Origin of the sequence: Synechococcus elongatus PCC 6301 (assembly GCF_000010065.1) — a bacterium.
Lineage (GTDB): Bacteria > Cyanobacteriota > Cyanobacteriia > Synechococcales > Synechococcaceae > Synechococcus > Synechococcus elongatus.
Window position 1 is genome coordinate 893,394 of record NC_006576.1, and the last position, 19,789, is coordinate 913,182.

The 19,789-nt window shown below is 57.7% G+C and carries 20 protein-coding genes and 2 tRNA genes; 10 read left to right on the top strand and 12 right to left on the bottom strand.

The features are described 5' to 3' along the window. Positions 1-123: 123 nt before the first annotated feature. The 9 genes from SYC_RS04175 to SYC_RS13785 all read right to left on the bottom strand — a co-directional run bounded on the left by SYC_RS04175 (position 124) and on the right by SYC_RS13785 (position 10,340). Positions 124-2,004 carry a phage terminase large subunit family protein gene (locus SYC_RS04175; RefSeq protein WP_011243112.1) on the bottom strand — a complete coding sequence of 627 codons (1,881 nt, stop codon included), beginning with the start codon at positions 2,002-2,004 and terminating at the stop codon, positions 124-126. 308 nt (positions 2,005-2,312) lie between these two features. Next, entirely contained in the window at positions 2,313-2,816 is a 504-nt protein-coding gene (locus SYC_RS04180) for a hypothetical protein (RefSeq protein ID WP_231621339.1), read from the bottom strand. A 250-nt stretch (positions 2,817-3,066) separates the two neighbouring features. Continuing rightward, positions 3,067-3,672, bottom strand: coding sequence for a hypothetical protein (locus SYC_RS04185; protein WP_011243114.1), 606 nt, complete (start codon positions 3,670-3,672; stop codon positions 3,067-3,069). A 24-nt stretch (positions 3,673-3,696) separates the two neighbouring features. Next, positions 3,697-4,242 carry a hypothetical protein gene (locus tag SYC_RS04190; RefSeq protein ID WP_011243115.1) on the bottom strand — a complete coding sequence of 182 codons (546 nt, stop codon included), beginning with the start codon at positions 4,240-4,242 and terminating at the stop codon, positions 3,697-3,699. 269 nt (positions 4,243-4,511) lie between these two features. Then, complete coding sequence (locus tag SYC_RS04195) at positions 4,512-7,055, bottom strand: primase-helicase zinc-binding domain-containing protein (RefSeq protein WP_011377695.1); 2,544 nt, start codon at positions 7,053-7,055, stop codon at positions 4,512-4,514. Beyond that, entirely contained in the window at positions 7,048-7,410 is a 363-nt protein-coding gene (locus tag SYC_RS04200) for a VRR-NUC domain-containing protein (RefSeq protein ID WP_011243117.1), read from the bottom strand. Before SYC_RS04200 ends, SYC_RS04195 begins: the two co-directional genes overlap by 8 nt. Then, a complete protein-coding gene (locus tag SYC_RS04205) occupies positions 7,403-8,812 on the bottom strand; it encodes a DEAD/DEAH box helicase (RefSeq protein ID WP_011243118.1) in 1,410 nt (469 codons plus the stop codon). The genes SYC_RS04200 and SYC_RS04205 overlap by 8 nt, the downstream gene beginning before the upstream one ends. Positions 8,813-9,030: 218 nt before the next feature. Then, positions 9,031-9,474 carry a hypothetical protein gene (locus SYC_RS04210; RefSeq protein WP_011243119.1) on the bottom strand — a complete coding sequence of 148 codons (444 nt, stop codon included), beginning with the start codon at positions 9,472-9,474 and terminating at the stop codon, positions 9,031-9,033. A 617-nt stretch (positions 9,475-10,091) separates the two neighbouring features. Beyond that, positions 10,092-10,340 carry a hypothetical protein gene (locus SYC_RS13785; RefSeq protein ID WP_041674884.1) on the bottom strand — a complete coding sequence of 83 codons (249 nt, stop codon included), beginning with the start codon at positions 10,338-10,340 and terminating at the stop codon, positions 10,092-10,094. 111 nt (positions 10,341-10,451) lie between these two features. Between SYC_RS13785 and SYC_RS04220 the strand changes: the two genes are divergently transcribed. From SYC_RS04220 to SYC_RS04265, 8 genes are all read left to right on the top strand, one after another. Continuing rightward, positions 10,452-11,534 carry a hypothetical protein gene (locus SYC_RS04220; protein WP_011243121.1) on the top strand — a complete coding sequence of 361 codons (1,083 nt, stop codon included), beginning with the start codon at positions 10,452-10,454 and terminating at the stop codon, positions 11,532-11,534. Positions 11,535-11,594: 60 nt separating this feature from the next. Continuing rightward, positions 11,595-11,885, top strand: a complete 291-nt coding sequence (locus tag SYC_RS04225) for a hypothetical protein (RefSeq protein ID WP_011377693.1) — start codon at positions 11,595-11,597, stop codon at positions 11,883-11,885. Between the two features lie 2 nt (positions 11,886-11,887). After that, positions 11,888-12,091, top strand: a complete 204-nt coding sequence (locus tag SYC_RS04230; RefSeq protein WP_039755827.1) for a hypothetical protein — start codon at positions 11,888-11,890, stop codon at positions 12,089-12,091. 331 nt (positions 12,092-12,422) lie between these two features. Beyond that, positions 12,423-12,653: a hypothetical protein gene (locus tag SYC_RS04240; RefSeq protein ID WP_039755828.1), complete on the top strand. Its 231-nt coding sequence runs from the start codon at positions 12,423-12,425 to the stop codon at positions 12,651-12,653. Next, positions 12,646-13,149: a hypothetical protein gene (locus SYC_RS04245; RefSeq protein WP_011243123.1), complete on the top strand. Its 504-nt coding sequence runs from the start codon at positions 12,646-12,648 to the stop codon at positions 13,147-13,149. The genes SYC_RS04240 and SYC_RS04245 overlap by 8 nt, the downstream gene beginning before the upstream one ends. Further along, entirely contained in the window at positions 13,146-13,799 is a 654-nt protein-coding gene (locus tag SYC_RS04250) for a hypothetical protein (RefSeq protein WP_011243124.1), read from the top strand. Before SYC_RS04245 ends, SYC_RS04250 begins: the two co-directional genes overlap by 4 nt. Before the next feature lie 71 nt (positions 13,800-13,870). After that, positions 13,871-14,350, top strand: a complete 480-nt coding sequence (locus tag SYC_RS04255) for a dCTP deaminase (RefSeq protein ID WP_199290753.1) — start codon at positions 13,871-13,873, stop codon at positions 14,348-14,350. Positions 14,351-14,736: 386 nt separating this feature from the next. After that, positions 14,737-14,955: a hypothetical protein gene (locus SYC_RS04265; protein ID WP_039755830.1), complete on the top strand. Its 219-nt coding sequence runs from the start codon at positions 14,737-14,739 to the stop codon at positions 14,953-14,955. Here the strand turns inward: SYC_RS04265 and SYC_RS04270 are convergent. The 3 genes from SYC_RS04270 to murA form a co-directional block, all read right to left on the bottom strand. Continuing rightward, complete coding sequence (locus SYC_RS04270) at positions 14,931-15,974, bottom strand: tyrosine-type recombinase/integrase (protein ID WP_011243126.1); 1,044 nt, start codon at positions 15,972-15,974, stop codon at positions 14,931-14,933. The two genes, SYC_RS04265 and SYC_RS04270, sit on opposite strands and share 25 nt — an antisense overlap. A 193-nt stretch (positions 15,975-16,167) precedes the next feature. Further along, a tRNA-Leu gene (locus SYC_RS04275) sits at positions 16,168-16,251 on the bottom strand. Between the two features lie 46 nt (positions 16,252-16,297). After that, on the bottom strand, positions 16,298-17,614 hold the full coding sequence (murA, locus tag SYC_RS04280) for a UDP-N-acetylglucosamine 1-carboxyvinyltransferase (protein WP_173282550.1): 1,317 nt from the start codon (positions 17,612-17,614) through the stop codon (positions 16,298-16,300). Positions 17,615-17,784: 170 nt separating this feature from the next. Between murA and SYC_RS04285 the strand changes: the two genes are divergently transcribed. Continuing rightward, positions 17,785-17,868: transfer RNA gene (locus SYC_RS04285), tRNA-Leu, on the top strand. A gap of 158 nt (positions 17,869-18,026) precedes the next feature. After that, entirely contained in the window at positions 18,027-19,733 is a 1,707-nt protein-coding gene (locus tag SYC_RS04290; protein WP_011243128.1) for an N-acetylmuramoyl-L-alanine amidase, read from the top strand. The last annotated feature ends 56 nt before the right edge of the window (positions 19,734-19,789 follow it).

Here is a 19,789-nt window from a genome sequence, read left to right on the forward strand (position 1 = left end):
TCAGGTTTCGACGCTACTCACATTCTAGTGGGCGCGAGAATGGGGCTGGGTGACGGCGACAAAAAACCAAAACAGGCCTCAAGGCCAGTCATAGCCTCAAAAAAAGTGGCCACTTTCTTTGGACTACTCACTCAGCCAGCCCGATCGCCGCTTGCGTTGAACCTTGGTAGCTGGCTTGCTGGGTTGCTGCAGGTGTGTCGCATCCATCAGCGATCGCGCGATCTCCTGCCAGCGCTCCGCAGGCCAGCGGTCCAGCCCCATCGCCGTCGCCGCTGCTCTCGCATAGACCCGGCAGTCCAGAGCCTCGTTGCGCGGCCTTGTCTTCACCCACTCGTAGCGCTTAAAGCCTTTCACCAACCTGAATTGCAGCTCCTCAGCCGTCAGCTGCGCGAAATACTCCTCGCCGTACTGCGGGAAGTGCATGAACCCCCTCGGGTACGGGTCGCAGTCATTCAGTGGCGGGTCTAGTCGCAGCCAGCCATACAGCTCGCTCTTCGCCACACTCACACCCACTGGCCAGAGCCGGATGCCGCCCTTGATCGTCTTGCCCTTCAGGCTCACATCCTGCAGTTTCGGCGTGCCCAAAATCGTCGTCAGCGTGTCACGTCCCTTGATTGGAATCACTCGACTCACCGACTGCTTCCGGCACCAGGCGTAGACCTCCATCGTGTTGTAGCCCGTGTCTACACAAACCTTGCCAATCGGTAGCTCACCCCCACCTATCCGTGGATAGGTGCGCGCCAACTGCTTCTCCAGTTCAGCCCACGGGGCAGCCGTCGCCGTGTCGCCCTGGATGACGACGTACTCAACCGACCAGCTCTCAAGGTTTGGCCCCCAGGCCACCACTTCCAGCTCGATGCGATCGCTTTGCACGTCCACACCCGCCGTCAGCACCAAGCCGCCTGGCGGCACCGTTGCGATCGCGTAGTCCTCGCGTCGTCGGTACAGCTGCTCCCAGTCAGGCGCTTCGCCAGCCTCAGCCCAGCACTCGCCCAGAACCGTGTTGACAAACACTCGCTGCTGTTCGTCAGTCTTTGCGTTGACCCACATCCGCACCGCATCGCGCCAACTGAACCAACCCAGTGGCGAATACAGGCTGCTCAAGTGGTAGCCACGCACCGCGCTGTCAGGGCTCTCCGGCACCCAGCGACCAGCGGCCAGCATCTTCGGCTTGTGCCGTTCCTCAATGCCCGTTCCGCAGTGCTCGCACATCAGCACTGGCGCGATGCTGAGGTCGTTCGGGTCGTAGTGAATCCGGTCCCAAGCGATCGCCTGGTACTCACCGCAGTGCGGGCAGGGCACCTGATAGCGACGCTGATCCGACAGCTCCCACTCCCGCCAAATTCGGCTGACCCCAGCCCGCGTCGGCGTACTCACCAGCAGAATCTTGCGGCGGCTAAACGTCCGCGTCCGCGCCTCAGCCAGCCCAATTGGGTCGCCCTCCCCGTCCACATCGCCCGGATAGGCGTCCACCTCATCCGCAAACAACCGCGCGATCGGCATCGACCGCAGGCCTGCTGCGCTGTTTGCCCCCGCTAGCAACACGATTCCCCCCGGGAACTCCTTCGACAGCACACTGTTGCCACTGTCCCGCTCCCTAGCTGGCCGAACCTTTGCTTTCAGGCGTGGCGTCTCATCAATCAACGGCTGCAGCCGTTGCCGGCTGAACCGTTTAGCGATGTCCACCGTCGGCTGAATCACCAGCATCGGCGCGGGCGTCAAGTCGATGGTGTAGCCAATCCAGTTACAGCCCGCCTCAGATCCACCGATTTGTGAGCCTTTGACAAACACAATCTTTTCGACAGAGCTGGTAGCCCCAAGGTTGTCCATAATCTCCGCCAGATACGGAGTCCGGCTCGTGCGCCAGCGACCAGGCTCAGCCGAGGCACGCTGCGACAGGAACCGGAACTGATCAGCCCAGTCACTCACCGACAAAATCGGGTCAGGCCTCAGTCCCTCCAAGAAACCTTGGAGGCAAATGTCAGTTGCAGTAGCGATCGCCATCTGTATTACTCTCCAGAACAGGTCTCAAACCCGCATCAACACTGAGTTTCTTTTGGGCACTTTTCTGCAAACTGGCCAGAATTTGAGGCTGAGAATGCATGCTAAAACTGGGTTTGTGGAGCTTCATATGTTGTCTGAGAGTGCAAAAAAGCAAGCTCAGTTGAGCAACTTTCATTTCGCTTAGCTCAAAGAATTTCTGGGCTGAATATCTTGGACAGAAATCAACGAAAGGTCGGGGCCGGCGGCCCCTTTTTTGATGCCAAAACCCTTGCTATGACTGAGTTCAAAAGTGGCCACTTTTTTTCAAGCTATGACTGGCTTTGAGGGGGGAGTTCCTCGGGCCCTGCCAGCTCTTCCAGCGCCTGGACCAGCTCTCGCTGCAGACACAGCAAGATTTCGTGGCGTTGATTCTCGTCCAACTCGCCAGCGATCGCTCGCACCTCATCCACAATCCGAATCGGCACGTTCAGGATGGCGTCTCGCACCCGTCTCGCATGGCTGAACCAAGTTACCCGCACGTCTTCAGCGCTCACTAGCTGGCCAGCCCGCTCCTCATAGTCCAGCTGCGCCAGCTTGGCAAGGTAATACTCCCGCTCAGCTTTCGACTCATTCAGCCCAGGCAGGCTGCTGTCTTCAGGCTCCGCCACTACACGCGGCGCTTTGCTCTTGTGGTGATTCACGTTAGTGTTCTGAGACCATTCACGGTCCGCTTGAGCGGGGTCAATCTCCCAGCGCTGCCCCACTTTCACCGCAGACGGCAAACGCCCTGATTGAATCGCCTCAAGCACACCCTTGTGCGAGACGTTCCGCATCCGTGCATACGCTCTAGCGCTCACCCGCTGCGACATCAAACGCTCAAAACCTAGGCTGTGACTGCATTCTAGCTGGATTCAAAACTGCAGTGTTAACGACACATTAGCTCAGCTTATCGGCAGCGCTGGGAAGTACCACGAAAGGCTATCGCTAACTCGTTTTGGCGGCTTCGTGACGCCGCACGCTAGACCTTTCAGGAGGAACCTACCCGCATACCAATATCAGCGTATGTGCGGGTAGCAAGAAAGCTCAAGCGAGCTTGGCAAGTCTGAAGTTCACCTCGCGTTCCAGCGTTGTCCTGAGCGCTTCCTGCGTGGCCTGCATGACTGGCTCGATCACGGCTTCCTGCTTAAGCATCACGGGAACGCTGATGGTCTTCAGCGGCGTTATTGGCAAGCGCGCCTTGCTAGGCACGAACGAGCCGCCGACGTAGGCACCGCGAGCTGCGGGCAGTCCACCGTAGCGGTTCTGGGCTAAACGACCGCCAGGCATGAACGCGCCACGAATGAGCTTTCGCTGACCCTTCTTAACCGTGACACTGACACCCTTCGAACCTTGCCTAGGATTGAACCCGCCAAGCGTCGGACGAACCGATGAAAACGTCAGGGTGACGGAGTAGGGGCCGCTTGGGCGCGTCTTCATTGCCTCTTTCACTCTTCCAGCCTTAATGGCGTAGATGGAGCGGATACCCTTGGATGCTTCGACCCCTGCCTTAGTCGTGGCACGCTTCAGTGCCCGCTTGAAGCTGGCGTCGATCACCTCGATTGGGATACGGCCTAGGGCACGATGCACTCGCTGCGCATCCTGTGAGTTGACGCGAATCTCTAGTCCAGTGCCAAGGGAAACAATCGGCATGGTGTGACCTGCGCGTAAGAAGGGCTACCAGCACGCTTCTAAGCGAAGAACGCCTTGAGGTGAACGCGATCGCTCGGTAAGAGCTTTGACGCTGCGAGTACTGATGCTCAGGTAAGCGGTGTGGCTCCAAGGCTTGGTGGGCTTGACGTTGAGTCCGTCGCCGATCGCTGCAGCAATCAAGGCTCCGTTAGAGACGTAGAAGGGCCAACCGTTTGGCAGTCTGTAGAGCGCTTCAATGCGGTGCTTCAGCCAGTAGCTGTCAATCTTACGATTCACCTGAGCAGTGCGATCGCACATGGACAGGTAGCGCAGGCACAGAGCAATCTGCGGAAGGTCCAACTCTGTAAGAGGTGACTTCGGGTGCGTGAGCGAGTTGAAGCCGTGGGCGTCTAGCTCGGGATAGACAGAAAGCGCTTGATCTAAGGCAGTGGCAGCCTCAAGAAGCTCTCCTTGAGCGAAATAGTGATGCCACTCGGTCTGCCCTACAATGCTGGCCACAGAAGTATTCCGGAACACCGATCGCCCTAGATGAGTTCGCCGCTCGTCTGGGGCTTTTCGCATTCTAGCCATGCAGCCAAAGTTCAGACCGTAAGACGCCGTAAGACGAGCGTAAGGCTCAAAACCCGCTCAGAGACTACCTTCTTACTTACTTACACTTCTTACATAGAAATAATAATAATAGAGAGGTGTCTAAGTATATGTACTTAAGGGTGGTTTTAGGTGTTTGTTTTTATAAAGGGCTATATTTTTCGGCGTAATGCCGTAAGTCGTAAGAAAAGCCCCCAAAAGCTAGTCGCTGCAAGGCTTTTGGGGGCTTACGGTGGTTGATACGGTGGTCTCTAACAGTCGATGGCCGTAAGCGGAATCAGGGTGCATCGCTGGGTTCCTACGCCTGCGAAGTGCATCCCCTGCTTAGGCGTGATCGCGCCTGGCAGCTTCCTGAGCGCGGAGACGTAGGCGTTAGCCCATCGGGTCTGTCTGACCCACGAGCTGATCTCCTTGGAGCGGTTGCTGACAGCCAGGTAGGTCTGGCCGTCGACCGCGACGATCTTGAAGCCGTGGCGGCCAAGGATGGCGATCGCCGTCGGGCGATCGACGATCGAGACGACCGAGTTTGGCGTGAACGGCGAAGCGATCGCGATCTGAACCAGTTCGCCGATCTGCGCCCGGCGCCCGCCCTCGAGCTGCACTTGGGTCTGGAGTAGGTGCTGGATGCACTCACGCTCCTCGGTGTCTGTGTCGTCGGGCGCGTAGCTCGACCAGTCCATCGAATCGACCCAGCTAGCGGCCTCCTCCGGCGTCAGTACGTCCTCGCTCATCAGGCTGTAGGCACCGGCCAGAAGCGTGCCGCACTGGTCGCCGAAGCGCTGGCTGTAACGACCTGCCAAGACTGCCGCTAAAGTGCGAGCGTTGGCGCGGATCGTCGGGATGAGCCGAAGGGTGCGAGCGGCGATGCGCTTGCCGACATCTGGCGTAATCAGTTCAGCCATCCGCAGTCGCAGCCCTTTCCAGTCATGATTCGGGTCGCCCCTGCGTAAGGAAAGCAGGCAGAAGCGATCGCGATCGGACTGACGGCTGATAGGGACGTTGACGCTGCTCATGCAGAACATGGCGCGGGCGTCGAAGCGGTTGCAGCCGCCATCGGTGCGGCCCTTATAGATGCTGCCGGAGTCATCGCTACTGGCCGCTCGGATGAACCCGAGCAGGTTATCCATCTGGCCCTTGTTGGTGTCGTCTGACGGGTCGGCCTCGTCGAAGACGACCGGTATCGCATCGCGGCCCAGGAGCGATCGCACGCCTGCCTCGCTGGTTGAGGACTGCACAACGTGGCACGCGCCGCGTAGGATGCCGCGCACATAGTCCCTGAGCACCGTCGACTTGCCCGAGCCTGGGTTGCCCGTCACCCAGACATGGGGACGCCACTCGAGAGCCCCGCAGAAAGGTGCGAGAGCTGTCCAGCCTGCCAGCAGTGCACCCGATGCGGGTACATCCCAAGAGAACTCGTTGGCGAGGAGAAGGATGGCGATCGCGTCGTCTGGGTCGACCTCAGTGGTTGCGAAGCTTTGGAGGTCTACAGCCCGCTCGTAGATATAGCGACTGCCTCGTACGGTCATTGAGGTTGTTTCAGCACCTTCGACCACTAAGCGACCTCCAAGGTGAAGGATAGTCTTGCCGTCGTCCCACCAAGCGCCTCGGCCACGGATCCGAGACGGGTCGAAGACGCCTACGGCTTCGCACTCACGCATGAGCCAGTTCGCAGCTGACTCCCAATCCGCTCCATTCTTCCTTGGGAAAGTCATCTCCCAGTAGTTGAGAGGAGCGATCTGGATCAGATTCAACTTTCGGTGCGAGTTGGCAGTCAGTTCGACGATCTGCTTTGTGCCCCTTGGCAGGTAGTAGTAGCGATCCTTGTCGTAGCCGAGCGCCGTGTAGAGGCTGTCGTCATCACGCGATCGACTCCGCGCCTCAGATCCGCTCGATGTCGCCTCAAGGCTGGGTTCTGCGTTCTCAACTTCCGATGCCTCGACGCACGCAGGCGGATCAAGATCCGGCTCCGGCTCGTAGCAGTTCGCTTTCAGCCAGTTCAGCGCATGCTCCGGCGACCAGTCGGCGTCTGCCAGATCCCACGCTTCCGGAACGCCCTCAGGGTTGCGAACCAAGCGCAGTTCAGCGGCTTCGATCGCGCCTGCGATCGACTGCATGGCAATGATGCCAACTGCGTCAGCGTCAGGCCAAAGAGCGACCTTGCGTCCTCGTAGGGGTGACCAATCCGCCGTCTGCCAATTCTTGGTGCCGCCGTGCCAAGTCGTGACGACAAAGTTGGGGAAGAGCTTAGCCGCAGCATCAGCAGCCTTTTCGCCCTCGACGACGATCACAACCGCATCGGGCAGCGCCCTAAGCCGGTCAAGATTGAACAGCGGCAGCTTGCCGGTGGGGCGCTTCCATTCCCACTTCTCACCGTTCCAGCGACAGGGTCGAATCGACTTTTTCTGTCCGGGCTTGTCCCACCGGATGACGTAGAAATCGTCGCTGTAACGCCAGAACGCTGAGGCTCCGCGTATCGGTGGGTCAGGGCGATCGCGCTTGATGCCAAGAAACTGCTCGACCTGGCGGGCTGCCTCTGAGAAGTCCCAGCCCTTCAGCCGCATGAGCAAGTCGAAGCCAGTGCCACCACCACCCTTCTGATCGCGGCCGCCGCAGTGTGAGCAGAACCAGGTGCCGTTGCCATCGAGGTCATCGAAGCGGTAGCGAGTCTCACCACCGCAGCAGGGGCAGGGGCTTTCCTTGGTCTTGCTGACCACCAAGAACTCAGGAGCAACACCCCCGAGCTTGTTTAGGATCTCCGGCCAGCGTCCTCGGGCTGCATCAGAAATCCTAGACATGACCTTCACCTGAAATTATTTTGTTTGCGTCTTGCATCGAGCGCGCCACACCAGCACGGCCACCGGAGCGCTGTACGAAATCGATGAAACTTTGTTGCTCGGGAGTAACCCGCCCAGTTGGCGTCTTGACCTCGATCGCAGTGAAGAGAGCGATCGTCTGACCGACCATGTCGGGCGTGATGGTGACGCGGGTCAGCCCGATCAGGTCAGAGCTGCCAGGGCAGAGTCCAAAGCGGACGAAACGGCCATCAGCGGCCTTGCAGGTGCCGACGTTGTTGCGCCAAAGCCGGACATCGGGCGACTGGCTCAGCGTCTTCCAGAGGCGTGCCTGCAAACTGGTCTCGCTGTTAGCCATGGGCTTGTCCCCACTGCTGACGCTTACTCTGGCGAGCCTTCCAGTAGCGCTGTGCCCAGCCCGGTTTGTAGCCCCGCTTGCGACCCAGTTCGATCAGTTCTTCAAGGGTCTGAGCCTTGGCCTGCTCTTCCTTCCGCTGCCGAGCGATCGCAGCCTTGTCTAGCTCGATCAGCTCGCCTCTGACCTCTTCAAGACGCCGCGCTTCGACGACGTAGCGATGGCCGCAGTTCGGGCAAGTCGGCTGAGGCGCGTGAGCACAGAAGCACTTCGGACACTGCCGCACCGTCTCGGGCTTCTCTTCGCTCTCGCCCTTGCGCGATCGCCGCTTCTCGCCTTCCAGCGTCCACTCGCGATCGGCCTCAGGCAAGCCATGCCTCATGACGTTGCCGACGTGGTCCAAGATGAGAGCGTGGGACTTCCCAGGGGCTGGTCTGAGAACACGGCCAACCTGCTGAAGGTAGAGCCCGAGCGACTGAGTGGGGCGTAACAAAAGCGCCGCTGTGACGACTGGGATGTCCGTGCCTTCGGAAACGATTTCGCATGACGTGAGCACTTGAATGCGACCGCTGCCAAGGTCGTCAATCAAGTGCGATCGCGTCGCCGAATCGAGCGTGCCATCCAAGCTGGCAGCCTTGAAGCCAGCCGAACTGAACTCGACTGCAACCTTCTGGGCGATCTCCACCGAGGCACAGAAACCGATCGCTGGGACGCCAGGGCAGAGACGCCGGTAGTGGTCGATCGCATCGCCGACAATTACTGGCTTGTCCATCGCCTGAGCCAGCTGATCCTTAGCGTAGTCGCCCGCCCGCATGCGGACGCCAGTCAGGTCAGCCTGAATTGGCGGAGCGTAAATCTTGGTCGGGCAGAGGAAGCCCCGCTCAGTCAGCTCTGCGATTGTCGGGCCAATGATGAGGTCGTCGAACACGTCACCCAAGCCACGGCCATCCGTCCGACAGGGTGTTGCAGTCACCCCCAAGACGCGAGACCGAGGATAGGCACTCAGCACCTTGCCCCAAGTGTTGTCAGGGACGACGTGGTGAGCCTCATCCACCACAATTAGCTCAGGCTCCCAGTCCAACCGATCTAGTCGTCGAACAAGCGTCTGCACAGACGCGACCTGTGTCGGGTAGGGCATCCAGCTGAAACCCGAAGCAATCAGTCCATGCCGGACACCCAAGCGATCGAGCGATCGGCTCGCCTGGAGCAGCAGCTCCTTGCGGTGCACAAGGATCAGCGTTCTCTTTTGCTTAGCTGCAGACTGCAGCGAGATGTAACTAAAAACCGCAGTTTTACCCGCGCCAGTTGGCATCGCCACTAAAGGCGATCTGTGGCCGGTGGCGTAGGAGTGACGCAGCTCTTCGACGACTTGCTGCTGGTAGTCTCTGAGCTCGAATGGTGTCATAATTTGCCCATTAGTTCGTCAGCGAAAGAGCCGGTCTTCTTTGGTAGGGAGCCGGCTTTTCGCTTGTCCCAAAATTTTAGGGTCTCGGAGCAATTCAAGAACAGCCTTGAAATAAAAGCTGTTTTAGTCTTAATAATGCAAAGACGCCAGAGCATCGTGTAATCGACTGCTTGTCATGGAATCGGCCTAGAGTCCTCGACCACTCCACATCACACGTCTCATCCCGCCGTCGAAGCGGGATTTTTTTTGCGGTTCTTAGCTCCTCTGTACGAGGCTTGGCCCACAGCGATCGCCTCTGGGCCGCGCCCTTCCATGTACCGCTGGACGACGTTGTAAACGCTTTTCTGGCTAAGGGCATGACGCCCAAACTCTTTCTGCAGCCAGCTTGCAACCTTGTAGCAAGTCAGGCCCGACGCGTACAGCTCAACAATTCTTCGCTGTTGCAGAGTGTAGATTTCCGAACAGAACTGACCTAAGTGATTTTTGACCAGTAACACCTCAGAATCGCCTAGGCCGTAGAGATCTGCGATTCGAACCTCGATTTCTTCGGCCGACAGCCCACACCACCAAAGCCCTTCAGCCGTCAGACAGAGTTCGGGTTCTAGGATTGCACGGGCATTGGCATCGTTACAATATTGCAAGCGGGAGAGGAATTCAGGCATGGAAATAATCGTCAAGGACAAAGAGAAACGACAGAGAGGAATGAAGCGGATTGCTCAAATCGTCAACTTATGGACCAGAGGCGGAGCGCTAACCTTCGACAATCTGCACTCTCTTTCTGAGAGCTACTCAGAGACTCGCCTCCAGAAGACTGCTCTATCTGCCCTTGCTCGGGCTGAAAAAAGAAACCCAGGGCCAGGAACTTTTCAAGCCTTTGGGGCCATTAATAAAGCAGCCGCCCAAGAACAAGAGCGAGGGGATCGGCTTTCAGAGCATCCTCTTAGCCGCATCAAGGTAATTAGAGTTAAAGGCAAAGTCGCGACTGCTGGGCACTTTTTGGAGTTCTTCATTGGCGAGCTAGAGCCTGATAACGTCGATGATCTCGAAGCGTTTTCTTGGACTTCTGACGGCCTCACCGCTGGTCAAGAAAAGCTGCATCAGTCCTTTGCAAAGCTCTGTGCAGAGCGACGATTGGACACTTTGACCGAGGGACGCCGCTTCACGAACTTGGCGGTGAAGCTAAAGGTTGTTAACGCAGAAGACGAGGCTGAGTTTCTGTTTTGGCTGCTGCTTCCAGACAAGAAGCGATCGCAGAAGGCAGACCGCTGGCTGGCCTCAATCAGCCCTGTTTGGGACTCTTGGGTTGAGACTCTCCCAGCTCCCCAGCTGCTTCCGCAATTCTGAACCAGCTTAAGTATTCGCGCTCAGACTGAATCCAAACCCGTACCGCAGCGATCTGCACTCGGAAGGCGATCGCCAGTTCGTAGACCCGACCCCAAGCCGAGGCAGCTTCACTCTGATCCGCGCATTGAATCACGAGAAGACGATCGGCTTGGGACTGGCCTGCAGCAAAAACGGAAACCTTCATTGGGTACTCCTGACGATGTTCAGCTTGGGAAGCTTGAACAATTTTTTGTAATCTCTGGCTTTCAGTATTGTAATCGTGCAAAACTAAACTGATTTTAAATGCAAGCAGTTTATGTCTTCTGAATTAGCCCGGACTGAGCAGCCTGCACCATTGGGCGTCTTCAGTGGGGCCGAGTCTTTCGCATTAGCGCAGCGCATGGCCCAAGCCTTGGCTGCGAGCAGTCTTGTTCCAGAGGCTTATCGAGGCGACGTCAGCAACACCCTGATCGCACTAGAAGTTAGTCAGCGCATCGGTGCCAGCCCGCTGATGGTGATGCAGAACCTGCACATCATTGAAGGCCGGCCAGCTTGGTCCAGCCAGTTTGTGATCGCCGCCCTGAATTCTTGTGGGCGCTTCACGCCGCTGCGGTTCAGGGTCGAGGATCGCGGTGAGCAGACCGTTACCTACGACTACTGGACTGGCAAGAAAGGCGAGCGGCAAAAGCACACCGCCTCCATGAAAGTGCACGATCGCACCTGCATCGCCAGCGCCACAGACAAGGCCACAGGTGAAGTAATCGAAGGGCCAGAGGTGTCGATCGCCATGGCCGTCGCTGAGGGCTGGTATACCAAATCGGGCAGCAAGTGGCAGACAATGCCCGAGCTGATGCTCCGGTACCGAGCAGCGAAGTTCTTTGGCAGCCTTTACGCTCCCGACATGCTGATGGGTCTGCAGACTGCTGACGAAGTCCGAGACATCGAGCGGGTAGAGGTCAAAGACCTTTCTGTAAGTCGCTCAACAGCGATCGCTTCCAGCCAGTCAGCGATCGCAAAGGACGAGCTTGAAAAGGCTTATGAAGTGGTCGAGGCAGAGCTCGATCGCTTGGCCGATCAAACTTTCGCCGAGGTTGTGGAACCCGAGGTTGTAGAGCCAGCACCTGTTCCACGTCCCGTGGCAAAGCGACAAACGGTCGGTTCCAGCCCCGAGCTGCGAGAGAAGTATGAGAAGGCACTGGAGGCAGCGGGCGTCGACGAGGTTGGCCGCCAGACTCTTGAAGCGATCGCCAAGGTCAAGAGCAGCGACGACCTTTCTGAGAAACAAGTCGCCTCGATCATCGAAAAGCTTGAGCCCGAAAAGATTTCTGCACTCAACAGTGGCGTCAATCCGAAAACCGGAGAGATTCTGGTTCAGTTGACGCCTGAGGCATCCGCGTAGTCTTGTGCAAGCTTTGTAACAAGACTAGAACTACTCAAAAGTTTGTCTAGAAATAGAACTATGCATACCTTCGACATTCACACCGAGCCCGTCGTCGTCGGTCTGCCCCATGGCTGTAGCGCCTGGAGCATCAGCACTGAGTACGCCGGAGTCCGGCTGCTTGGTGGCTGGGAAATCCGCGATCGCAACGACCAGCGACTCTTCTTCATCGGCCGCGAGGTTCAGCAACTCGAACTGCCAGAGCTGATTAAGCGCTGCCGAGAGCACTACCTCTACGAGCCGCCAACCGATGACCCAGCCGGCGAGCCAGACCTTGAAGACCTTGCAGATGTCGATGCTCTCCTGTTCTAGCCATGAATCACAAGCAAACCCGTCGCGCTCGCCTTGCCCACCGGCGAGAGTTGCAGCGCCGCCAGCGTGAAGCCTTGCCAACGATCGTCCTGACCGCTTTCGCAGTTGGCTTGTTCGCTGGCTACGGCTGGGCTGCCCAAGCCTACGGCCAGCACATCACGAGTCCTGCAAGCGATCGCCAAGTCGTAAACAGGGAGCAGCTATGACCAGCAAGCATGAATTATGGATTGATTCTGTCAGCAGCCTGCCCTGCCAGATTCGGAGTCTGAATGGCTATCAGTTTGTTGCTTGCTTGGTCGGTGTTCCACTAGGACACCCAGCATTCGGGCAAGAACTGTCTGTGTTCGAAGGCCGAGCCATTTTCCCAAAAGATATCGATGCCTTGGGCGTGCGAAGGCAGGGCGATCGCGCTTACTGGTTTTTCGTTTTTCCTTGTCACAGCCTCGACAAATTGCGTGCAAGAGAACTTTGCGAATCTCTTGCACGCGGCCTTCACGAACTTACCGTTTTCCCTGTCGCTGGCGAGAGGACAAAGCCATGAAGGAACGACTCGTCAGATTTGGTCATTTAGTCCTGAGTCCAAGCTTCCTGAAGAACTGCGAAAGGCACCAAGAGTACGGCGCTGCTGATTTTCTGTCTCGCAACCTCAAGCAACTCACGCCAGAGCAGATCAGGCAGGGGCTGAGTCAGCGCGATGGCAGCCTCTTGCTGAAGCAGGCCTGCGCGATCGCCGAGGTCAACTACGAGGAGATCACCAAAGGTGCCTAACCGACTGCACGTCACGATTGATGCAGGCCTCGTCTTGGCGCTTAACTGGGCTACTCAAGAGCTACACATCGTCAAGCGCCATCTCATCTGTCGCGCCATCGAAGTCTGGGCCATGAACCCGACACTCAAGCCGTGGCAGCCTTCCGGCAAGGGTGTCCACGCTCATGTCTCAGTTGGGATGAGCGACGAAGACGTCACCTGGATTAAAACTTGGTGCATCGAGTTTGATGCTAGGCCGTCCCAGATTGTTGAGTCTGCTCTGTCTCGCTGGTTTGAAGAATACGGTTTTCTAGCCCGTGTTCAGTCTGGAGAGATCAGCCAAGCCGAGCGCCAACAAATTGCGCGATCGGCTTACGGCAGAGTTGAACGGTTCGAACGCGATGATTCACCAGAGGAAATTCTACGCAAGCAGCTTGAATTTTACACTCGCACCGGCAACGCTCTGCGGATCACGAGGATCCGTCGTGAACTACTGGCGATGGGGGTGGCTGCATGAGCGCCGGGCCCCGTTGGGCTGCAGAGGAAGAATGGCTGCTGGAGGACTTAGTGGGGACCGATGTTTTTGCGGTTGTCTATCAGCGCTATCGAGCGATCGCCAAGCAGAATGGCTGGCCAGAACGGAGCAAAGCTGCACTTTACTATCGATCGAGACTACTTGGCCTGCGTGCTGTCGCCACAGACGACAACCTCAACAGATACGAAGTTGCCCGCCAGCTGGGCATCCAACCTCACCGCGTGCGCACTTGGGTAGACCGCTACCCATGCCTTAAAAGCCGCAAGGTCGGTCGCTGTTATCGCCTTTCCTTAGCGGACCTGCGCAACTTCGCTCTAAAGCGGCCGTATCTGTTTTGGGGCGTCGATGAAATCGGGCTAGCCAATCTGATTGGCGAGACCTACGCCCCGCATGTCCTGCGGAAGAACCACCGCAAAGACACTCGGCGAGCGGTGATTTGCGTCGAAACCGGAGCAGTCTACCCGTCGCTGCATCAAGCCGCTCGGGCCTTCATGCGCAGCGACTACGAGCGAAGCCGCAAGGGTAGATCCCACGTCCTCGCGGCGAACATTCGCTCTGCTGCTCTTAACCCCAGCCTCACTGCCTACGGATGCCACTGGCGCTTTGTTGAAGAACTTCGAGCCAGCGCTTGAAAACACCTCAAACCTAGGTAAAACCTGTGATCCTCGTCGACCACGAAATCAGAGCGCTCTGCGAAGCCGGCATGGTCAGCCCGTTTGACCCAGACCTGATCAACCCGGCCAGTCTCGACGTGCGCCTCGGCCCCAACATCATGATCGAGACGCCGAACAGTCCAAGCTTGCAGAAGCGATCGATCGCAGACTACTGCGAAGAAAGCCCCTACCTCATTGACCCATCCGAGTGGTTCTTGGGTGAAACCCTGGAGCTGTTCAACATTCCGCGATCGCTTGCTGCCAAGTTCGTTCTTAAGAGCAGCCGAGCCCGAGAAGGGATCAACCATCTCTATGCAGGCTTTGCGGACCCACGCTTCCACAACTCCGTACTGACCTTAGAAATCGTCAACGTCCGGCGGTTTCATCCCGTTCCCATCTGGCCAGGGATGCTGATCGGGCAACTGATTTTCTGGCGCTTGAGCGACGAGCCAGAGCGGGATTACTCCGTGACCGGTCGCTACAACGACTGCCTGACTGTGACCGCTAGCAAAGACGCGGGGAAGTCCTGATGGCTCGCTACTGGCTGCAACTCTTCGACCCGTCAGGCCAAGCGCTTGAGCCGACAACCGAGTGGGTCTGTGACGACATCAACGCGCCCGAAGTTGCTCACAAATGCTGTGACTTGCTGCGACATGCGCAGGTCGAAACCATCGAAATCTATGACGCACCACCGACGCCTGGCGCCCTTCCTGTGCAGGTTCACCGGAGGAACCCATGCAAGAAAACCTGACCCTCAAAGACTGTCAGCTCATCTGCTTTCACCTGCGAATGATGAAGTGGCAAATCTTCAGAGAGGGATTCCTCGACTCGTTTTCTGAGTGCAAACAGGTCGAGATCCTAGACGCCTACTACTCCGCCAAACGAGCCCTACGAAAAATCGCTGAACTCTATGGCTATGACCTATCTATCGACTAAAGCGATGGCCGCGTTGCTGGGCTGCAACCCTGAGACCCTGCGCCGCAACTACCGCTCAGGCCTTTACAAGCTCGGCACCCACTGCGTCGTCATTAACCCCAAGGCACCGCCAAAGCAGCAGCGTTTGCGCTGGAATTCTGAGCAAGTGCTTCGCACCAATGCGGGCCTTCGGGCTTACCGCAGCAAGTCCTCGGCGTAGCTCTGGACTTCGCGATCGCCTAGCCAGCGATGGTAGGTCTCGGTGTGGACTTGAGGGCTGTGTCCCATCATCTTGGCAGCCACCGTCACCGGGAACTCGTACTCAATTAGCCGAACGGCATAGCTATGCCGCAATCCATATAAAGGTGGCACACCGTTGGCTTTGGCCCACTGCCCAGCTCGAGTGCCCAACTCTTGATTGTTGCGGACGTTGATCGGCGGCGGCCCACCGTGGCACAGGTCAAAGCGCTGAACCCACTGCGGTGGGCAGGGATAAACCCAGCGCGGCCCTGTCTTACCATCCTTGAGCCAAACCCGTTTTCCCTTAGATTTTCGCAACGAGTCTAGGTCCAGGTACCAAGCTTCGTGCGGGCGAAGGCCGTAGGTCGCGATCGCTGCATAGACCCAGATCCAGCCAGCTCGAAACTCAGGCTGATGGTGCAGCTGCATATTCTTAAGGTGGTCAAACCAGTCGACAATCTGCTGCTGTGTTGGTAGTTCGCGAGGGACGACTTCGCGCCGAGTCGCAACCCCCTGCCACGGCCGCGCATCTAACGGCTGGTTGGCGACTGCGCACAGAAATCGGCAGGCGACGATCGCCTTCTGCAGTGCATTCGGGAAGCCGCGCTTACTACTTAAGTAGCGGTGGATCAGCTCTAGGCTAAATGGCTTGTCTAGCCCAATCTGGCGGTAGTGCGCAACGTAGACCCGCTGCCAGGTGCTCAACGTCTTGGCCGTGCGATCGCGCTCTGAGAAGTAGCGCTCCTCAGCCAGATGCACCAGCCCACTCATCACGCTGGCGTCGATCGGAAGCTCCACATGGTCTTGCCAGCGGAACCGATCCATCTGCAGCTCTAGCCCAACTTGGTGAGCCTTAGCTTCAGCCTGCTTCACCCCCAAGGGCGTGGCATCTAAACCCAAGGGCATGCGCTGCTGCTTCCACTCACCACCAGGAAGCTTCGGCGGCAAGTTGCCACGCAGGTACAGAGAGGCCTTCCGTCGCTCGATGGTCAGCCGCACACCTGCACTTTTGAGCCGCTGTGTAGCCTCTTTGCAAAGCCGATCGATCGCTTCCAAAAGGTGGCCTAACCAGTGGACTACTCGGTGGACTAAATCAGGGTAGTACGCAGTCGCTCAAAGTTGCACGGAGTCGTACGGCACTGCAAAACAAAACCCCCTCGGAGACTGGCTTCAAGGGGGTTTGATTGAGTGATGGGCAAGGTGGGACTCGAACCCACACACTATCGCTAGCGGCAGATTTTGAGTCTGCTGCGTCTACCAATTCCGCCACTTGCCCGTGGCACTTTCGTTACAGTACCAGATACAAGCGTTGTTGCCAAGGGCTATTCTGCCGTAAAGCGCTTGATATCAGCGCCTAACTTGCGAAGTTTTTCCTCAATGTTTTCGTAGCCGCGATCGAGGTGCTGCAGGCCGCTGATTTGGGTTTTGCCCTCCGCTGCTAAGGCCGCCAAGATCAGAGCCGCAGAAGCCCGCAGATCGGTAGCCAGCACCGGTGCCCCCGAGAGCTGCGGTACGCCCCGGACGATCGCCGTATTGCCTTGCAAACGGATGTCTGCACCCATGCGCTGCAGTTCAGCCACGTGCTGCATTCGGTTCTCAAACACCGTCTCGGTGATCACGCTATCCCCTTCACAAATGCTCATCAACGCCATAAATTGCGCCTGCATATCTGTGGGGAAGCCCGGATAGGGAAGTGTCCGTAGGTCAACCCCTCGCAAGCTGCCCTGGGGTTGGGTCTGGAGCTCGTTGCTGCTGGTCTGGACGATCGGACAGCCCATTTCCTCAAGCTTGGCGATTGTAGCCGAGAGGTGATCGGGAATTACCGGCGCGACATTAATTACCGAGTTAGTGATTGCCCCAGCGATCAGAAAAGTGCCTGCCTCAATGCGATCGGGGATGATCGCGTAGTCCGCCGTGTGCAGTCGCTCCACCCCTTGGATGGAGATGGTGTTGGTACCAGCTCCGCGAATACGAGCCCCCATCGCGCGACAGAAGTTGGCCAAATCCACAACTTCTGGTTCTTGCGCAGCATTCTCGAGGATGGTTTCCCCTTCCGCCAGCACAGCTGCCATCATCAGGGTTTCAGTTGCGCCGACACTGGGGCAGTCGAGATAGATCCGCGCGCCTTGCAGGCGACGGCGTGAGCCGGGAATTGCAGCACTGACAATGCCATGCTCAATTTGGACGTGGGCACCCAACGCACGGAGGCCACGCACATGCAGATCCACCGGACGCGCCCCAATGTTGCAGCCACCGGGCAGTGGCATGCGAGCTACCCCTACCCGTGCCAAGAGCGGACCGATCGCAAAAAAGCTGGCGCGCAGCTGATTAACGAGCTCGTAGGGAGCAGCCGGACTGCTGAGATCCCGCAGATCGAGATCAATACAGTCGCCCTGTTGCTGGGTTTTGACGCCCAATGCCTCCAGAATCTCCAGCATGCGGCCCACGTCAGCCAGCTGCGGAACATTGCGAATCCGGCATTGGTCAGGACAAAGCAGCGCTCCAGCCATGACAACGAGAGCAGAATTTTTGGCCCCACTGACGTGAACGGTGCCCGAAAGGGGACGGTTGCCAACAATTTCGAGGAAGGAAGCAGGCGCAGTGGCAGCCTCAGAAGCCGATAAAGACAGGGCGGAAATGGCTCGTTCCTCCTCAAGTGGGGCGCAGGGGTCAAAAAAGTGACCTAATACTACAGGAAACTTGCAGCCTGTCTAGGCAGTAGTAGACAACTCAGTTGCTGACCTCAGAGACTGCTTGACAAAATTTTCTATCGGACTAAAGTAATTAATTGTGCGGTTCGCACTTGCCAGCGGAACTGGCGGAATTGGTAGACGCGCTAGATTCAGGTTCTAGTGGTTTCACGACTGTCCGGGTTCAAGTCCCGGGTTCCGCATTCTTTCTTACCCCTGTCATCAATGGTCATAGGGGTTCGTTTTTTGTTATCTGTGACTATTGCCCACGCAGTAGGAATCTGGCTGTCCATGGCAGTGGGCGGAATCTCATCCGCCACACTAGGACTGGATTGATTCGCCATTCAAGGGAGGTTGTGGGATGTTTTGGCTAGCGCAACTGCCTCCCTTGCAAGTCGTCTATCCGGCCGACCAACAGAAAACTCAGGCCGATCGCATTTTCCTGATCGGTACGGCAGATCCTCGCCAGACCGTGACCATCAATGGCCAACTGATCCAACGCAGTCCTGCAGGCCACTTCGCCCCGAGCTTTCCCCTCCAACTAGGCCCCAATCAATTCGAACTGCGATCGGGCGATCAGCGTTTGACCCTCACCGTTATCCGACAGGCAGCCCAGCCCGCATTAGCGCCAGGGACCTTGTTAGCTGATCTGCAACCTCAGCAGACGATCGCGGTCAGTCCGGGTCAGCCCGTCTGTTTCTCAGCGATCGCCGTCCCGCAAGCTCAGATCCAAGTCCAGATCGGATCGCTACAACTGCCGTTGCAGGGGCAAGCGATCGCGCCACTGCCGAGTAATTCGGCTGTCTTGATTGGTCAAAATCAGCCCGATCGCCCTGCTCCGATTCAACGCTATGAAGGCTGCACCACTGCTTTAGCCGCAGGATTTCAAGGGCAGCCGCAGTTTCAGATTCAGGCTGGCGATCGCCGCCTCACACAAGCCGCTCCAGGTTCCGTGACAGTGTGGCCCGCCCAGCCTTACCGAGTGGCCACGGTGACAGCTCCAGAAGCGATCGCCCGAACGGGGCCGAGTACCGATCATTCACGCCTGACACCCTTACCCCAGGGCACTCAAGCGCAAGTCTTGGGGCAGACTGGCGAGTGGTTGCAGCTGGCCTATGGCGGCTGGATGCGTACCTCAGAAGCGCGACTGACGACGAGTGCCGCTCTGCCGCGATCGCAGGTTCGCAGTGCCAGCTTTCAAAGCCGCGATCGCTGGCTGGAATTTCGGGTACCTTTGAATCGACCAGCCCCGCTGCGGCTGGAACAACAGGGCGATCGCCTGACCCTGCAGCTCTACGAAACCACAGCGCAAACCGACACGATTCGCCTCAGCACCGATCCTTGGCTGCGTAGCTTCCGCTGGGAGCAAGCTCGCCCCGGCGAAGTCACCTATCACCTTCAGCTCGCGAGCCAACAACAGTGGGGCTATCGACTGCGCTACGACGGCAACATACTCGTACTGTCTATTCGCAAGCCGCCGACCATCAGCCAATCACGATTGCAGCAACCCTTGCGAGGCCTGAGGATCTATCTGGATCCAGGTCACGGCAGTGCGGAAGATTTGGGGGCCCGAGGGCCGGATGGCACGCCCGAAAAAGATGTGACCCTGACCGTCTCGAACTTGCTGCGCGATCGCCTCCAGCAGCTTGGAGCCGCAGTTTTAATGAGTCGTAAAGGTGATGAGGACATTTGGCCACAGGAACGCGCAGCACAGATTCAGGCTTTAGAGCCGGATATTGCCCTGAGTTTGCATTACAACGCACTCCCAGATGCGGGTGACGCCGAAGGCACGCAGGGAATCGGTGCTTTTTGGTATCAAGACCAGTCGCAGGACTTGGCGCGATCGCTCCATGACAGTCTGGTGAGCCGCTTACAGCGACCCTCCTACGGCATTTTCTGGAATAACTTGGCACTGACCCGACCCACAGTTGCGCCCTCGGTACTGTTGGAGTTGGGCTTCATGATTAACCCGCGGGAATTTGAATGGATCGTTGATCTCGACGCCCAAAGCCAATTGGTTGAGGCGATCGCCCAAGGGTTGGTCGATTGGTTCCATTCACAGCCGTAATCGCTGGAATACACGTCCGGTTCCGCTTCCGTGGCACTTTAAAGAAGTGATCCGAA

Coding starts and splice junctions, on each gene's coding strand:
- SYC_RS04175 (WP_011243112.1), bottom strand. CDS start 2,004: ATGGCGATCGCTACTGCAACTGACATTTGCCTCCAAGGTTTCTTGGAG.
- SYC_RS04180 (WP_231621339.1), bottom strand. CDS start 2,816: ATGCGGAACGTCTCGCACAAGGGTGTGCTTGAGGCGATTCAATCAGGG.
- SYC_RS04185 (WP_011243114.1), bottom strand. CDS start 3,672: ATGCCGATTGTTTCCCTTGGCACTGGACTAGAGATTCGCGTCAACTCA.
- SYC_RS04190 (WP_011243115.1), bottom strand. CDS start 4,242: ATGGCTAGAATGCGAAAAGCCCCAGACGAGCGGCGAACTCATCTAGGG.
- SYC_RS04195 (WP_011377695.1), bottom strand. CDS start 7,055: ATGTCTAGGATTTCTGATGCAGCCCGAGGACGCTGGCCGGAGATCCTA.
- SYC_RS04200 (WP_011243117.1), bottom strand. CDS start 7,410: ATGGCTAACAGCGAGACCAGTTTGCAGGCACGCCTCTGGAAGACGCTG.
- SYC_RS04205 (WP_011243118.1), bottom strand. CDS start 8,812: ATGACACCATTCGAGCTCAGAGACTACCAGCAGCAAGTCGTCGAAGAG.
- SYC_RS04210 (WP_011243119.1), bottom strand. CDS start 9,474: ATGCCTGAATTCCTCTCCCGCTTGCAATATTGTAACGATGCCAATGCC.
- SYC_RS13785 (WP_041674884.1), bottom strand. CDS start 10,340: ATGAAGGTTTCCGTTTTTGCTGCAGGCCAGTCCCAAGCCGATCGTCTT.
- SYC_RS04220 (WP_011243121.1), top strand. CDS start 10,452: ATGTCTTCTGAATTAGCCCGGACTGAGCAGCCTGCACCATTGGGCGTC.
- SYC_RS04225 (WP_011377693.1), top strand. CDS start 11,595: ATGCATACCTTCGACATTCACACCGAGCCCGTCGTCGTCGGTCTGCCC.
- SYC_RS04230 (WP_039755827.1), top strand. CDS start 11,888: ATGAATCACAAGCAAACCCGTCGCGCTCGCCTTGCCCACCGGCGAGAG.
- SYC_RS04240 (WP_039755828.1), top strand. CDS start 12,423: ATGAAGGAACGACTCGTCAGATTTGGTCATTTAGTCCTGAGTCCAAGC.
- SYC_RS04250 (WP_011243124.1), top strand. CDS start 13,146: ATGAGCGCCGGGCCCCGTTGGGCTGCAGAGGAAGAATGGCTGCTGGAG.
- SYC_RS04255 (WP_199290753.1), top strand. CDS start 13,871: ATGGTCAGCCCGTTTGACCCAGACCTGATCAACCCGGCCAGTCTCGAC.
- SYC_RS04265 (WP_039755830.1), top strand. CDS start 14,737: ATGACCTATCTATCGACTAAAGCGATGGCCGCGTTGCTGGGCTGCAAC.
- SYC_RS04290 (WP_011243128.1), top strand. CDS start 18,027: ATGTTTTGGCTAGCGCAACTGCCTCCCTTGCAAGTCGTCTATCCGGCC.